Origin of the sequence: Pseudonocardia sp. DSM 110487 (assembly GCF_019468565.1) — a bacterium.
GTDB lineage: Bacteria > Actinomycetota > Actinomycetes > Mycobacteriales > Pseudonocardiaceae > Pseudonocardia.
The window spans coordinates 9,845,537-9,859,516 of sequence record NZ_CP080521.1; the positions used below are offsets into that span (position 1 = coordinate 9,845,537).

Annotated in this window: 13 protein-coding genes; 8 read left to right on the forward strand and 5 right to left on the reverse strand. The window is 72.3% G+C overall.

Going from position 1 to position 13,980, the window contains the following annotated elements; translation table 11 throughout:
• Window positions 1–35: 35 nt before the first annotated feature.
• The gene (locus K1T35_RS45990; protein WP_220257914.1) at window positions 36–572 is read right to left on the reverse strand and encodes a PadR family transcriptional regulator; all 537 of its coding nucleotides are present in this window, start codon (window positions 570–572) and stop codon (window positions 36–38) included.
• Window positions 573–651: 79 nt separating this feature from the next.
• Here K1T35_RS45990 and K1T35_RS45995 point away from each other — a divergent pair, with 79 nt between their 5' ends.
• Window positions 652–1,572, forward strand: a complete 921-nt coding sequence (locus tag K1T35_RS45995) for an alpha/beta hydrolase (protein WP_220257915.1) — start codon at window positions 652–654, stop codon at window positions 1,570–1,572.
• Here the strand turns inward: K1T35_RS45995 and K1T35_RS46000 are convergent.
• Window positions 1,541–3,850, reverse strand: coding sequence for a glycoside hydrolase family 3 N-terminal domain-containing protein (locus K1T35_RS46000; RefSeq protein WP_370645279.1), 2,310 nt, complete (start codon window positions 3,848–3,850; stop codon window positions 1,541–1,543). The two genes, K1T35_RS45995 and K1T35_RS46000, sit on opposite strands and share 32 nt — an antisense overlap.
• Before the next feature lie 97 nt (window positions 3,851–3,947).
• Between K1T35_RS46000 and K1T35_RS46005 the strand changes: the two genes are divergently transcribed.
• The 3 genes from K1T35_RS46005 to K1T35_RS46015 all read left to right on the forward strand — a co-directional run bounded on the left by K1T35_RS46005 (window position 3,948) and on the right by K1T35_RS46015 (window position 8,344).
• The gene (locus tag K1T35_RS46005) at window positions 3,948–4,964 is read left to right on the forward strand and encodes a LacI family DNA-binding transcriptional regulator (protein WP_220257916.1); all 1,017 of its coding nucleotides are present in this window, start codon (window positions 3,948–3,950) and stop codon (window positions 4,962–4,964) included.
• A gap of 1,382 nt (window positions 4,965–6,346) precedes the next feature.
• Entirely contained in the window at window positions 6,347–7,606 is a 1,260-nt protein-coding gene (locus tag K1T35_RS46010; protein WP_220257917.1) for an MFS transporter, read from the forward strand.
• A gap of 84 nt (window positions 7,607–7,690) precedes the next feature.
• Window positions 7,691–8,344 carry a response regulator gene (locus K1T35_RS46015; RefSeq protein WP_370645280.1) on the forward strand — a complete coding sequence of 218 codons (654 nt, stop codon included), beginning with the start codon at window positions 7,691–7,693 and terminating at the stop codon, window positions 8,342–8,344.
• On the opposite strand, the gene K1T35_RS46020 is transcribed toward K1T35_RS46015, so the two are convergent.
• Entirely contained in the window at window positions 8,322–11,321 is a 3,000-nt protein-coding gene (locus tag K1T35_RS46020; protein WP_220257918.1) for a GAF domain-containing protein, read from the reverse strand. The genes K1T35_RS46015 and K1T35_RS46020 overlap by 23 nt on opposite strands.
• Window positions 11,322–11,363: 42 nt before the next feature.
• Window positions 11,364–11,720 (reverse strand): response regulator transcription factor, encoded by a 357-nt coding sequence (locus tag K1T35_RS46025; RefSeq protein ID WP_220257919.1) that lies wholly within the window; start codon window positions 11,718–11,720, stop codon window positions 11,364–11,366.
• A 161-nt stretch (window positions 11,721–11,881) separates the two neighbouring features.
• Between K1T35_RS46025 and K1T35_RS46030 the strand changes: the two genes are divergently transcribed.
• The 4 genes from K1T35_RS46030 to K1T35_RS46045 all read left to right on the forward strand — a co-directional run bounded on the left by K1T35_RS46030 (window position 11,882) and on the right by K1T35_RS46045 (window position 12,932).
• Window positions 11,882–12,175 carry a hypothetical protein gene (locus K1T35_RS46030; protein ID WP_220257920.1) on the forward strand — a complete coding sequence of 98 codons (294 nt, stop codon included), beginning with the start codon at window positions 11,882–11,884 and terminating at the stop codon, window positions 12,173–12,175.
• A gap of 90 nt (window positions 12,176–12,265) precedes the next feature.
• Window positions 12,266–12,448, forward strand: a complete 183-nt coding sequence (locus K1T35_RS46035) for a hypothetical protein (protein WP_220257921.1) — start codon at window positions 12,266–12,268, stop codon at window positions 12,446–12,448.
• On the forward strand, window positions 12,445–12,699 hold the full coding sequence (locus tag K1T35_RS46040) for a hypothetical protein (RefSeq protein WP_220257922.1): 255 nt from the start codon (window positions 12,445–12,447) through the stop codon (window positions 12,697–12,699). The genes K1T35_RS46035 and K1T35_RS46040 overlap by 4 nt, the downstream gene beginning before the upstream one ends.
• Window positions 12,699–12,932: a hypothetical protein gene (locus K1T35_RS46045; protein ID WP_220257923.1), complete on the forward strand. Its 234-nt coding sequence runs from the start codon at window positions 12,699–12,701 to the stop codon at window positions 12,930–12,932. Before K1T35_RS46040 ends, K1T35_RS46045 begins: the two co-directional genes overlap by 1 nt.
• Before the next feature lie 6 nt (window positions 12,933–12,938).
• On the opposite strand, the gene K1T35_RS46050 is transcribed toward K1T35_RS46045, so the two are convergent.
• The gene (locus K1T35_RS46050; RefSeq protein ID WP_220257924.1) at window positions 12,939–13,937 is read right to left on the reverse strand and encodes a Gfo/Idh/MocA family protein; all 999 of its coding nucleotides are present in this window, start codon (window positions 13,935–13,937) and stop codon (window positions 12,939–12,941) included.
• Window positions 13,938–13,980 lie beyond the last annotated feature (43 nt).

Consider the following 13,980-nt stretch of genomic DNA (forward strand, 5'->3'; position numbering starts at 1 on the left):
ACCCGGAGAAGCTGGCGCACACCCGCTGACGAGCGTCAGGTTGTCGGTTCGTTCGCCAGCGTCTCCCAGAATTCGACGTAGCCCTGTTCGTGCCGGATGCCGAGGTCGAGCACGCGCCCGCGGGCCATGGCATCGGGGGCATCGGGGCTGATCTCGGCGCGGAGCTTCCGGTAGGTCTCGAGCCAGCCACGATGCTGGTCGGCCTGGGTCCTGGCCAGGGCCCTCGCCTGGCCCGCTGGGCCGAGGTCGACGAAGGCGAGCTTGAGCAACGACGGGTTCCGCGTCTCAGGAGGAGGTGTGGTCGGGTCGGCGAGCCATCGGGCGAGCACCTCGCGACCGGCCTCCGTCACGTGGAAGACACGGCGTCGCCTGCCGTGTTCCTCGGCGCGTTCCTCCAGCAGACCTTGCTCGGCCAGGCGGGGCGGATCCCGGTACAGCTGCGCGTGGGGGATCGGCCAGTAGTAGCCGACGCTCTCATCCACGCGCGCCTTCAGCTCGTACGGCGTCATCGGTCCGTGGCGCGCGATCAGGCCGAGTACCACGTACGCGGAGGGGCTCAGCTCGTCGCCCACGACAAATCCTCCCATTGACACCGTCTCAACGAGACCATAGCTTCGTTGCGTAGAGACGGTATCAGTGAGAGGATGGGAAATGTTCGTGCACCCCGAGCTGGCCGACGTCTTCGCAGGCCTGCCGCCCCGCCCGGAGAACCCCTACGCGGACATCGAGGCGACCCGGGCCGCGTTCCGCGACCTGATGGCGCGACTCCCACCGCGCACCGACGTCGACGTCGAGCGCCGGACCATCGGCCGAGGGATCGAAGTCCAGGTTCTGCGGCCCCTGACGAGCGACAGCACGCTCCCCGGCGTGCTCTACATCCACGGCGGCGGGTTCAGCTACGGAGAGCTCGACGGGCCCAGCCGGATCGCGCAGGACGTGTGCGCCGAGGTGGGCGCCGTCGTGGTGAACGTGCACTACCGGCTCGCCCCCGAGCACCGCTTCCCAGCGGGCCTCGAGGACTGCTACGCCGCCTTGGAGTGGATGAGCACGAATGCGGCTGACCTCGGCGTCGATCCCGGCCGCATCGCCGTCACCGGGGCGTCGGCCGGCGGATGCCTGAGCGCGGCGTTGTGCCTACTGGCCCGCGACCGGCAAGGCCCTGCGATCGCGTACCAGTGCCTGCTCATCCCGGCGCTCGACGACCGCGGGGGCACCGAGTCCGTTCGGAATGTCACGGACCGCCGGATCACCAACGGCAACGGACTGCGCCTGACCTGGGACACCTACCTGGGCCCCGACCGCGGGGTGGACGTGCCCGCCTACGCGGCACCCGCCCGGGCCGTCGACCTCTCCGGGTTGCCCGCCGCCTACGTGCTCACCTGCGGGCTCGACCCACTCCGCGACGAGGGTCTCGGCTTCGCGCTGCGCCTTGCACGGGCCGACGTACCAGTGGAGATCAAGCACGTCCCCGGCGCTTGGCATTTCTTCGAGGCCTTCGCGCCACACACCCGCCTCGCCGAGGAGACCACGGCCCACTGGATCAACGCCCTTCGGACCGCGATGCACCGATGACCTGCACTCGCACCACCCGACGGTCCGCCACCGACACCTCGTGGACCGGGCCCGTCAGCTCCACGTCCGCCGTGAGCACCGGGTCGACACAGCTGCGCCCGACGAACAGCCGCACGGTGCCCGGCTCGACCACCCGCACATTGCGCCGGTCGGTGAAGGCGAGTCGGTGCGTGGGCACGTCGAGCTCGACGTCGGCGCTCTGCCCCGGCTCGAGGTGCACCCGGGCGTAGCCGAGGAGCTGCACGACGGGACGGGTCACGGATGCGACGACGTCGGTGGCGTAGAGCTGCACGACGTCGGCGCCCGCGTGATCCCCCGTGTTCGTCACGCGGCAGCTCGCCACGATCGCGCCGTCGGTGGGCACCCGCGGCCCCGCGAGCCGCAGATCGGTGTGGGTGAACGTCGTGTAGGACAGCCCGTGCCCGAAGGGGCGGACGGGGGCGGTGTCGAGGTTGCTCACCGAGCTCGCCCCGCCCAGCGGCGGGTGCAGGTAGCTGTAGGGCTGGGCCCCGACCGAGCGCGGCATGCTGACCGGCAGCCGGCCCGACGGGTTGATCCGCCCCGAGAGCACCCCGGCAACGGCGGCAGCGCCCTCCTGGCCGGGAAAGAACGCCTGCACGACGGCCGCGCAGCGCTCCAGCGCCCAGTCCAGCGTGTACGGGCGGCCGGTGAGCAGCACCAGCACCACCGGGGTGCCGGTCTCCAGCAGCGCCTCGACGAGGCGGCGCTGCACGCCGGGCAGGTCGAGCGAGTCGGCGTCACAGCCTTCGCCGGAGGTGCCGCGGCCGAAGAGACCAGCCCGGTCGCCGACGACCGCGACGCACAGCTCTGCCTCCCGCGCCGCGGCGATCGCCTCGGCGAAGCCGCTGGTGTCGTCGGTGTCGACGTCCGCGCCCATGGCATGCGTGATCGCGGCTGCCGGCAGTTCGGCGCGCAGCGCGTCCAGCACGCTCGCGATCTCCAGGCCCGGCTCGACGCCCTCGTGCAGCGAGAGCACGTGGTTGAGAAAGCTGTAGCAGCCGAAGAGCGCCGCGGTGTCGTGGGCATTCGGGCCCACGACGGCCACCCGGGCAGGCGCCGCGAGCGGCAGGGTGCCGTCGTTGGAGAGCAGCACGACCGACTCCTCGGCCAGCCGGGCGGCGAGTGCGCGGTGCTCGGGTGGGTCGAGGTCGATGGCGCCCACGTCGGCGTAGTCCTCGGGCCGCCGGTCGAGCAGGCCCAGCCGCGCCTTCTGGCGAAGCACGCGTTCCAGTGCCCTCTCGACGACCGATTCCGGCAGCGCCCCGGAGCGCACCCGCTCCGCCAGCGGCTCCAGGTAGGCGTTCCCGGTGGGCAGCTCCACGTCGATGCCGGCGGCGAGGGCCTGCGCGGCCGCGTCGCCGAGGTCGGCGGCGACCTTGTGCAGGGTGTGCAGGAACGCGACGGAGAAGTAGTCGGCCACCACCGTGCCGGTGAACCCCCACCGGTCCCGCAGCACGCCGGTCAGCAGGGCGGCGTCCGCGGCCACCGGCAGCCCGTCGATCTCGGCGTACGAGTTCATGACCGAGTCGACGCCCCCGTCGAGTACGGCCATCTCGAACGGCGGCAGCAGCACGTCGGCCACTTCCCGCGGCCCGGCGTGCACGGGGGCGAGGTTGCGGCCTGCCCGAGAGGCCGAGTAGCCGACGAAGTGCTTGAGCGTCGCGACGACACCTGTGGACTGCACGCCGCGCACGTAGGCGGTGGCGATCGTGCCGACGACGTAGGGGTCCTCGGAGATGCACTCCTCGACGCGGCCCCAGCGTGCGTCACGCACGACGTCCAGCACCGGGGCGAGCCCCTGGTGCACGCCGAGACTGCGCATGGACGCGCCGATCGCCGCGCCCATCTCCTCGACGAGCGCGGGATCGAAGCTCGCACCCCAGGACAGCGGCGCTGGGAACGTGGTCGCCTTCCAGGCGGCGAGCCCGGTGAGGCACTCCTCGTGCACGAGCGCGGGGATCCCGAGGCGGGTGTGCTCGACCAGCCACCGCTGCTTGCCCGCCAGTGCCCTGGCTCCGTCCACGGGGTCGACGGGAGCCGTGCCGAACGGACGGGTGAGCTGGCCGAGGCCGTGGGCCGCGAATGCCTGGAAACCGACCTCGTCGGCCTGCATCGCGTCCTGCATGGGGGCGACGTCGCCACCGTCGCCCGACCCCCCGCGGCGCTCCCAGAGCCCGACCAGCTGGGCGAGCTTCTCGTCGAGGGTCATGTCCCCGATGAGCTCGGCGATCCGGGAGGCCTCTGTACTGATGGACACGTTCCCTCCGGGACACCGAAAGTTTCCGACACTTGCGATTCGCGGCGCTGACGGTAGGTTCGGGCCCGCCGCGCGTCAAGCCAGGGGAGGGACCGGGATGCCGAGCCATCGCGTGACGATCGCCGAGATCGCCGCATCCGCAGGTGTGTCGGTGCCCACCGTGTCGAAGGTCCTCAACGGCCGGGCCGACGTCGCGGAGGCCACCCGGCAGCGGGTTCAGCAGATCATGGCCGACCGCGGGTACCAGCGCCGCTCGTCGGGCGCGCAGCGCCCGGTCGGCCTCATCGACATGGCGGTGCCGGGTCTGGACTCCCCGTGGGTCGTCGAGGTGCTGCGCGGCGCCGAGGCCGAGGCCCGCAAGGTCGGCAGCCAGATCGTCCTCACCTCCACCGAAAGGGCTCCCGCGGGCGACCGGCGCTGGCTGGACCGGCTGGCCACCCGCCGCTCCGACGGCCTCGTCCTCGTGGTCAGCGAGGCGGCACCGCAGACCGTCGACCAGCTCGCGGCCCTGCACACGCCGGTTGTGCTGCTCGACCCCGTCGGCGGCGGCAACCCGTCCTACGCCACGGTCGGCGCGACGAACTGGGCGGGCGGCCTCTCGGCCGTCGAGCACCTCGTCGCGCTCGGCCACCGCCGGATCGCCGCCCTCTCCGGGCCCCCACAGCTGGCGTGCAGCCGGGAACGGGTGGAGGGCTACCGCGCCGGGCTCGGCAGGGCCGGGATCGCGGTGGACGAGCGGCTCGTGCACTTCAGCGACTTCTGCATCAGCGGCGGGGAGGCCGGCGCCCGCATCGTGCTCGACATGCCCGACCCGCCGACGGCGATCTTCGCGGGCTCCGACATGCAGGCGTTCGGGGTCTTCCAGGAGGCGGCCGCGCGCGGGCTGCGCATCCCGGAGGACCTCAGCGTCGTCGGCTTCGACGACATCGCGTTCAGCGAGCTGACGACCCCGCCGCTCACCACGGTGCACCAGCCACTGGCAAGGATGGCCGCCGAAGCGGTCCGGCTCCTGCTCGACGCGGGCGACGGCATGCCGGGCCCGCCGCCGCGCGTGGAGCTGGCCACCCATCTGGTGGTGCGGGGCAGCACGGGGCCGGCGCCCACGATCGGCTAGGTGAGCCAGCCGGACTTCGTGATCATTGGTCTGGTCGCAGGGCTCAGGCCGCATCACGGCACGGCGGAGCTGCCGGCGCACCCCGTGTCGGTCGACGCAGCCCGTCGCGGCCGAGACACCCCGTCGACCGGGCGCGCCGCCCGAGAACGAGCGCGCCGGGCTCCACAGAGCCCGGGCTGGGTGGCTCGGCGGGCCAGTGATCGTCAGGTCGGCGCGTTTCCCGACGCGAGGCGTCGGGTTTCGCGCCGAGCCGCTGATCACCCGCCTCGGTCGCGGTGCGTTCTACGGAAACCAGCCCCCGGGGGTGCGGCCGGGTGCCCGACGCTTTCATGGGCGCGCCGTTCCCGGCCCCGGATAGCCGCGGGCCTCACCCACCCGCCCCCGGCTACCGGCGTGCTCGCACCGGTTCACCTCGACCGCGTCGCCTTGCGAGGGTGACCGGGTTGGTGCACTACCGAATCATGTGGTTACTCGGGCGGCCGTCCCCGACGCGGGGGCACGCCCGTTCTCGACGAGACCGCCGCGGTTGGGTGCCACTTGACTGGCTGTGGTCCCGTCGTCGCCCCCTGGCCGGCCCTGGATTCTGGGGTGTGATCAGCGGGACCGGGACCCGGACTGCCTCCTGCAGCTGGTGTTCTGCACCCCGGCAGTTGGTGTCCCGATCCTGCTGATCATGAACCTGCGCGTGGGGCCCTGTCCCTGAGGTGGTCTCGCCGTGATCACCCAGGAATGCCACTGGGGTGTGGAGGGTCGGGACCACAGCCAGTCGCGTGGCACCCGGCAGGACGGTCTCCTCGTGAACGGGCCTGTGCCCGCGTCGGGGACGGCCGCCCACGCAACCCCAGGGGACGGTAGTGCACCCAACCCAGCCACCCCCGCAACGTGAATGGGTCGAGGCGAACCGGCGGGACCACACGCGAAGCCCGGATCACGGGGCGGGCGCCGGGCGACCCGGGCCGGGAACGGCGCGCCCACCGGCAGGCAGCTGACCAGACCGACCCGATGGACCGCCACGATCGCGCCCGGGCCGCCCGGCGGCGGGCATGATCCAAACTACCGGGTGCCCATGGCTGCCCGCACGACCATGAGCACCCGTAACTTCGGATCATGGAAGCGAAGATCGCAAGTAGAGGTTGTCCATGGCTGCCGGCACAGCCATGGACAACCGAAACTTCGGATCATGGGCACGGCCACCACCGAACGAGACCGCCGATGGCTTGGCCACCATCCGCCCCTTGATCGGCGACAACCCGGGCAGCGCCTCCGCGCCATGATGCCACCGGCTCCCGCGTGCGGGTCATCGGCCCGTCCGGCCGGAGAAGCGCACGAGGCCACGGACAGGCGTATAGTTGCCTATTGGCAAGCAAATATACGGAGGGCACATGGCAGTGATCGGCGAGCGCGCGCTCGCCCCCCTCGACGCATTGCGTCGCCAGACGTTCGCATCCCTCTCCACCCCCAACTACCGCCGCTTCATCGGCGGCCAGGCCGTCTCGATGACGGGCACCTGGATGCAGACGATCGCCCAGTCGTGGCTGGTCCTCGAGCTCACCGGATCGGCCACCGCGGTGGGGCTGGTCGTCGCCCTGCAGACGCTGCCCATCCTGCTGTTCGGCCCGTACGCCGGCGTGGTCGTCGATCGCCTGGACAAGCGCCGGTTGCTCATCGGCCTGCTGGTCGGCGCGGGCGCGCTGGCCCTGGTGCTGGGCGTCCTGACCGCCACCGGCACCGTGCAGCTGTGGCAGGTCTACGTGCTCGCATTCCTCCTCGGGACAGTCAGCAGCGTCGAGACCCCGGCACGCCAGACGTTCGTGCTCGAGCTGGTCGGCCCGGACAACCTGCGCAACGCGGTCAGCCTCAACTCGGTGCTCGTGAACGTCGCCCGTGCGGTCGGGCCCGCCTTCGCGGGCATCGTGATCGCCACCGGCGGCATGGCCGTCTGCTTCCTGCTCAACGCGGTCAGCTTCGCCGCGGTCATCGCTTCCCTGCTGCGGCTCGACCTCGCCGCCCTCACTCCGACGACTCCGGCACCCCGCGCGCCCGGCCAGCTTCGCGAGGGCTTCGACTACGTCCGTCGCACGCCCGCGCTCGCCGTGCCGCTACTGACGATGGCGCTGATCGGGTGCCTCGCCTTCGAGTTCCAGGTGGTGCTCCCGATCGTCGCGAGCGAGACGTTCGCGGGCGACGCCAGCACCTACGGTTTCCTGACTGCCGCGATGGGGGCGGGCGCCGTGATCGGCGGCCTCTGCATGGCCGCGTGGGGCCGCACCGGGCTGTGGTCGCTCGCCGCGGCGGCTGCCGCGTTCGGCCTGGCGATGCTCGCCACGGCGCTCGCCCCCACCCTCGGCTTCGCGCTGCTCGGGATGGGCATGGTCGGGGCGGCCAGCGTCGCCTTCCAGTCGGCGGGCAACAGCACCCTCCAGCTCACATCGGCCCCGCACATGCGCGGGCGCGTCATGGCGCTGTGGGCCGTGGCGTTCCTCGGCTCCACGCCCATCGGCGGCCCGATCGCGGGCTTCGTCAGCCAGCACTTCGGCGGGCGGGCGGGCCTCGCGCTCGGGGCGGCGGCCTGCCTCGTGGCCGCGGTCCTCACCGCGCTCGTCGCGCGACGGGAGCACCAGAAACAGCCGTCCGTCGCATAGCGGACGGACGAGCGAAGGATCGCCAATTGGACACAGCTCAGCCTCAGTGTGGGCAGTGTCGGCCCGTGCGCCGATAATCGCTGCATGACCGCGGTGCGGGTTGTCGTTGCCGATGACGACGTCCTGCTCCGGGAGGGGCTCTCCAGCCTGCTCGAGCGAAGCGGATTCGAAGTCGTGGGGCAGGCAGGGGACGCGACGCGACTCCTGGAGCTGGTGCGTGACATGACGCCGGACCTGGTCATCGTCGACATCCGGATGCCGCCAGCGCACACCACAGAAGGCCTGGACGCTGCGAAGGAGATCCGCCGGGACTGGCCGGAGATGGGCATCCTCGTCCTCTCCGCGCACGCGGAGGTCGACCATGCGATGGAGCTGCTGGCCAGCGGGCGGGGGATCGGCTACCTGCTCAAGAGCCGCGTCAGCGACGTGGCCGAGTTCATCGAGACGCTCGAACGGATCGCGAGGGGCGGTTCGGTCGTCGACCCGGCGCTCGTGCAGGAGCTGGTCACCGCCCGCAAGCGCAACGACCCACTCGCGGTGGTCAGCGAGCGGGAGCGCGACGTGCTCTCCCTGATGGCGGAGGGGCGCTCCAACGCCGGGATCGCGCGCCGGTTGTGGATCACCGAGGGCACCGTCGAGAAGCACGTGCGCAGCATCCTCACGAAGCTGGGCCTTTCCGACACCGACGACGACCACCGCAGGGTGCTCGCGGTGCTCACCTTTCTCGAGAAGCGGTGACCGGACCAGTCCCGTCCATCACCGGCAGCCTGACTGCCACTCGCGTCCCCGCGCCCTTCGGGCTCTCCACCACGATCGTTCCGCCCAGCGCCTCCACCCGGTCCCGCAGGCCGATCAGGCCGGACCCGCCATGGGGATCGGCGCCGCCCACCCCGTCGTCGTCCACCGACAGCTGCAGCGTGCCATCGCGCTCTGCGAGGGACACGGCCACGCGTGACGCCGTGGCGTGCTTCACCGCGTTGGTCAACGCCTCCGACACCACGTAGTACGCCGCCACCTCGACCGGCTCCGGGAATCGGGCGTCCGTCGTGAGGTCGAGCTCGACGGGCAGTGGCGCGCGTCGTGCCAACGTGCGCAGGGCCGGCTGCAGCCCGCCCTCGGACAGCATCGCGGGGTGGATCCCCCGTGCGGTCTCCCGAAGCTCGTCCAACAGATGGCCGAGGTCATCGGCGATCCGGCCGAGGGCGGCCCGTACCTCGGGAATCCCGTCGGGCACACCCGCCTGGGCGAGGCGCAGCTCGAGCCCGAGCGAGACGATCCGCTGCTGCGCGCCGTCGTGCAGATCCCGCTCGATGCGCCTGCGGGCCTCGTCCGATGCGGTGACGATCCGGACCCTTGACGCAGCCAGCTGCGCCTGGTTCTCCGCGTTGCCGATGGCCATCGCGACGAGATCGGTGAAGCGGGCCATCCGCTGCTCGGTGTCGGCCGGCAGCGAGGTGCCGCTCGACCACGCCATCACCGCCCCCCAGAGCCGCCCGTCCACCGTCACCGGGCTGGCCACCACCGAGTGCACGCCCAGCCGGCGCAGCCGCGCCGCGACGGGACCGCGGGCGCGCCCCCACCGATCAGCATCGAACCGAGCCGGCTGACCGGTGCGCCACACCTCCGAGCCGATGTCGATCTCGTCGAGCGGCCAGCCGATCCCTGGCGGCCACTGGCCGAGGTTGGCACCGACCCCGACGAGCAGGACGGCCGTGCCGTCCGGCTCGAAGCGGCACACGCCTGCGTCCCCCACCCCGAGCAGCTCGCGCACCTCCTCGGCAACCGCACGGGAGACCTCGGTGGGGGACGGCCCGGTGGCGACGAGCGTGGCCACCCGTTCCAGCGCACTCTGCTCCGCCAGCAGCCGGAGGATCTCCGACCGGCTCTCGGTGTTGGCGATCGCGGTGCCGACGAGCTCGGTGAAATGGACGAGCCGCTGCTCCGCATCGGCCGGCAGCGGACCGCTCCGCGACCCGGCGCCGAGGACCCCCCAGAGCCGCCCCTCCACGATGACCGGGGTCGCGACGAGCGCGCGGATGCCCGAGCCGTGCAGGATGTCAACGCCCCCGGGCAGCCGGGTGAGATCGTCCAGCCGCAGAGCGTCACCCCGTTCGAGGATCTCCCGCAGCATCGGATTCCTGGAGGCGACCGCTCCGATCGGGGCATCGGGCCAGCCGGCGGCCGCCACGATCGTCGCGGTGTCCACCCGGACCAGGAACGCCACATCGACCCCGAGCAACCCGGCGACCTCGTCGGCGGCGGCCGCGAACACGTCGCGGGGCGCTCCACCCCGCGCGGCGACGGTGGCGACCCGCCGCAGGGCGGCCTGTTCCTCCAGCAGGCGGCTGGTCTGGGCCCGGTTCTCGGTGTTGCGGACCGCGGTGGAGAGCAGCTCGGCGAACCCCGTGACGCGTTGCGCGATGTCGGGCGGGAATCGCTCGTCGCGGATGCGTGCGATGCCGACGGAGCCCCAGACCTCCCCGTCGACCACGATCGGGAGCGCGATGGAATGCCGCACGCCCATGGCACGGATGATCTCGGCGCCCGACCCGGTGAGCGGCGGTGCCGAGTAGCCCTCCCGGACGGCGGGCCGCCCCGTCCGCAGCGCCTCCGCCATCGCAAGGCCGCTGTCGGGCCGCCAGCGCTCGCCCACCCGCAGCTCGGGCGGATGCGGGCCGTGCTGGGCCACGATCGTGCACAGCCCATCGGGATCGAGCCGAGTGACGAGCATGGCCTCGGCGTCGAGGACCAGCCGGATCTCCTCGGTGACGGCGGGCACCACCTCGTCGGGGGTGGCCTCACCGGCGACCAGCGTGGCCACCCGGTGCAGCGCCGTCTGCACGTCGAGCAGTCGGGTGACGTGGGCGTGGCTCTCGGCGTTCGCGATCGCGGTGCCGATGAGCTCGGTGAAGTCGACGAGCCGCTGCTCGGTGGCGGCGGGGAGGCCGCCCGCGCGGGATCCCACGCCGAATGCGCCCCACACGCGTCCCTCGACGACGATCGGGCAGCCGACGACGCCCAGCAGCCCCTGCTTCTCGACCGTCTCGGACATGTCGCGGCGTTGCCGCAGGTCGTCGATGCGCACCACGGACCCGTCCCGCAACGGCTCGAGCGATCGGGGCACGGGCATGGTGCGGCCGACGCTCATTCCCCGGCCCCGCCACCCACCACCCGCGAGGAACGTCGCCGAGCCATCGGACTCGAACCGCACCAGGGTGGTCAGGTCGGGTTCGAGGAGCCGGGCGATCTCATCGCTGACCGCGGCGAACACCTCCCGCGGCTGTGCGCCGCCCGCGACGAGGGTGGCCACCCGGCGCAGCGCCGCCTGCTCCTGCGACAGCCGCGTGGACTCGCGCTCGTTCCGCCGCAAGCGGGCCGCCTGCCACGCGACGACCACCCCGGTGACCAGGAAGATCGCCAGCGTGACGCCGTATCGCGGGTCCCGGGGCGCAAACGACCCGCGCGGGGGGATGAACAGGACGGTGAACACCGCGACGCTCGCCACCGCGCTGACGACACCGGGGCCTGCTCCCCACCAAGTGGCGACGGCCAGCACGGCGAGCAGGTAGACCAGCGGGCGGCCAACGAGATTCTGCACGTAGAGCTCGAGGAGCGCGACCACCCCGGACGCGGCCGAAACCAGCACCGCACCCGCGAGCAACCCGCTGCCCCAGCGGCGAAGCCAGGGTGCCACCTGGGCGTTTGCCATCGCCATCCCCGCTCCCCAGACGACGACGCTATCGGGTCGCAGCGACGATTAGCAGTCCCCGACGGCCACGAGGTCGCAGACGGCGCGCGCGGAGAGGAGGTTCTTCGGGAGGAAGCCGGCCGCGGGGCTCGCCGCGATCAGATCGGCGAAGTCGTCCTGATCGCGGGTAGAGATCAGGACGACGCGGGACTCGAGATCCGGGAAGTCCGCGACGAGCCGGCGGGTGACCTCGAAGCCGCTCTCGGCGCCCAGGCTGATGTCGACGAGTACGACGTCCGGGTGCAGCTCCTCCGCCATCTGGAGGGCTTCCTTCTGCGAGGTGGCCGTGCCGACGACGTCGAGGCCGTCGCGCGTGAGCCGATCCCGGGCGACCGCGAGGAATCGCTCGTTGTCGTCCACGATCATGCACCGCCCCACGCGATCAGGATCGCAGCGGTGCCTCCGGCGCACATTGAAGGTAGCCGGAAGGTGGGGCTTCCTGTGGGTGCACGTTTCCTGCCAGCCGGTACCGAAGATGGCCGCGAGCCCTGACGACGGCAGCCGTCCGGGCCGTCATTCTATGGATCGTGAACACCGCGGCAGTGATAAGTAGTGCGATGACGGACTACTTCCTTGCCAACGGCACGAACAAGGCCCCCGCCGCCATGGCTCCCGCGCACATCGCGTCGTGGCTGGACGCGAGGGGCTACCACATCGTCCGCCTCCCCGCCACGGGGTCGGTCGATCCGGGCGACGTGGATTTCGTCGCCCGGATCGCCGCCCTGATCGACTGGGATGCGGGTGAGGACGAAGACGACCGGCACGCGATCGTGCGCCGCGTCCTGTCCGCTCTGCACACCGACGTCCGCCGGGCGGCGTGATGACCACCCGCCGCCCGACGGATCGACCATTCCGTTGCGTCCCCGGCGGACTGGCCAACGCTCCGCACCGCGATCCCGATCGGAGTCCCGATGCCCGTACCGGCCGTGCTCGACACCGACCCGATCCGTCTCCTGATCCGTCTCGGCCAGCACCTCAAGGGAAAGCCGAGGGGTGCCGCGCTATCCCCCAGCGCGGCACCCCTCACCCGGTTCGCCGCGGGCGCGGCCTGCTGCTGTCCCTGCTCGGTGGAGCTGCCGGGGGAGGCCGGGTGACCCCGCTGCGGAGGCCGACCGACGAGCGCCCGTACGAGCCGGTGCGCGCGATCGTCGAGCTGCCGGAACCGATCCGGCCCGCCGGGTACGCCGAGCGGGCCCCTTACAAGCAGACGTGGCCGGGCGGTGTCCACCTGCTCGGCGGCGGGATCCTGGTGATCCCGGGCCGCACCCTTGACGACCCGGCCGAGGCGCGCGCCCTCGCCGCCGCCATCCTGGCCGCGGCCGCCCGCATGGAGGCCCCCCGCTGATGGCGATGCCGTTCCTGTTCGTCTACCTCGTCGTCGGGGCGATCCTGCTGATCGTGCTCGTCGGGTTCGACGGACCCGCGATCACCGCGGCGTTCCGGCGCGACCTGGGCGCCATGCGTGCGCACGGGCGACTCGCCCTGGTGGCCTGCGGCCCCGTCTGGGTGGCCGGGGCCGTGGCCGCGTGGCCGGTGGTCGCCGCCTGCGAGGCGATCAACTGGCGCGAGCGGGGCTGACCCGGCTCACCGCTCCAGCTCGGCCGGGCCTTCCTGGGGCCGCATGCCGAGCTGGTCGGCCACCGCGCCGAGCACGTCCTGCACGGCGATGGTGTCGGCGAGCGGCATCACCGCGCTCTCCGTCCGACCCGCGAGCACGCCGTCGGTCACCTCCCGCAGCTCGTGGACGTACCCGCCGCCGGTGTGCGGTCGCGTGATCTCCTCCGGTTCGCGGCGGGTGCGATGGAGAACGATCACGTCAGGGTGGTGGAACCGGGGCAGGACGTCGATCCAGCCTTCGGTGCCGAACACCCGCATCTGGCCCGGCGTGGCGCAGCGCAGCGACGTGAACAGCGATGCGGTGCGCCCGTCGGCCCAGCCGAGCAGCACGGCCTCCTCGACATCAACGCCGGACGGCGCGAGAGCGCCGTGCGCGACCACGGTGTCCGGCGTGCCGAGCACCATCTGCGCGAACGAGACCGGGTAGACGGTCAGGTCGAACAGGGCGCCCCCGCCGACCGCCGGGTTGTAGAACCGGTCCCGCGGGTCGGTGGGCGCGTTCACCCCGAGCTCGCCCTGCACGCCGCGGACCTCCCCGATCGCGCCGTCGGCGAGCAGCTCGCGCAGCCGCACGATCGCGGGCTGGAAGCGGGTCCACATCGCCTCCATCACGAACACCCCGGCGTCACGAGCGGCCGTCGCGATCTCCCTCGTGGCGACCGGGGTGACCGTGAAGGACTTCTCGACGAGCAGGGCCTTGCCCGCCTTGATCGCGGCGAGCGCAACGGCTCGGTGCTGGGGGTGCGGGGTGGCGATGTAGAGCGCGTCCACGTCGGCGTCGTCCAGGATCGCCCGGTAGGAGTCGTGCGCCCGCTCGATCCCGTTCGCGTCGGCGAACGCCCGTGCCCGCTCGGCCGATCGCGACGCCACCGAGACCACCTCGGCGTCGGGCATGTGCACGAAGTCGCGCACGACCCTCGCCGCGATCCGGCCCGGACCCACCACTCCCCAGCGAACGCTCGTCATGCCGACCATCCTCACCCACCACTCTCCACAGCCTGTGGACAAC

Excerpts from the sequence above, each read along its gene's own strand:
- K1T35_RS45995 (WP_220257915.1), top strand. The coding sequence starts at position 652 with ATGTTCGTGCACCCCGAGCTGGCCGACGTCTTCGCAGGCCTGCCGCCC.
- K1T35_RS46005 (WP_220257916.1), top strand. The coding sequence starts at position 3,948 with ATGCCGAGCCATCGCGTGACGATCGCCGAGATCGCCGCATCCGCAGGT.
- K1T35_RS46010 (WP_220257917.1), top strand. The coding sequence starts at position 6,347 with ATGGCAGTGATCGGCGAGCGCGCGCTCGCCCCCCTCGACGCATTGCGT.
- K1T35_RS46015 (WP_370645280.1), top strand. The coding sequence starts at position 7,691 with ATGACCGCGGTGCGGGTTGTCGTTGCCGATGACGACGTCCTGCTCCGG.
- K1T35_RS46020 (WP_220257918.1), bottom strand. The coding sequence starts at position 11,321 with ATGGCGATGGCAAACGCCCAGGTGGCACCCTGGCTTCGCCGCTGGGGC.
- K1T35_RS46025 (WP_220257919.1), bottom strand. The coding sequence starts at position 11,720 with ATGATCGTGGACGACAACGAGCGATTCCTCGCGGTCGCCCGGGATCGG.
- K1T35_RS46035 (WP_220257921.1), top strand. The coding sequence starts at position 12,266 with ATGCCCGTACCGGCCGTGCTCGACACCGACCCGATCCGTCTCCTGATC.
- K1T35_RS46045 (WP_220257923.1), top strand. The coding sequence starts at position 12,699 with ATGGCGATGCCGTTCCTGTTCGTCTACCTCGTCGTCGGGGCGATCCTG.
- K1T35_RS46050 (WP_220257924.1), bottom strand. The coding sequence starts at position 13,937 with ATGACGAGCGTTCGCTGGGGAGTGGTGGGTCCGGGCCGGATCGCGGCG.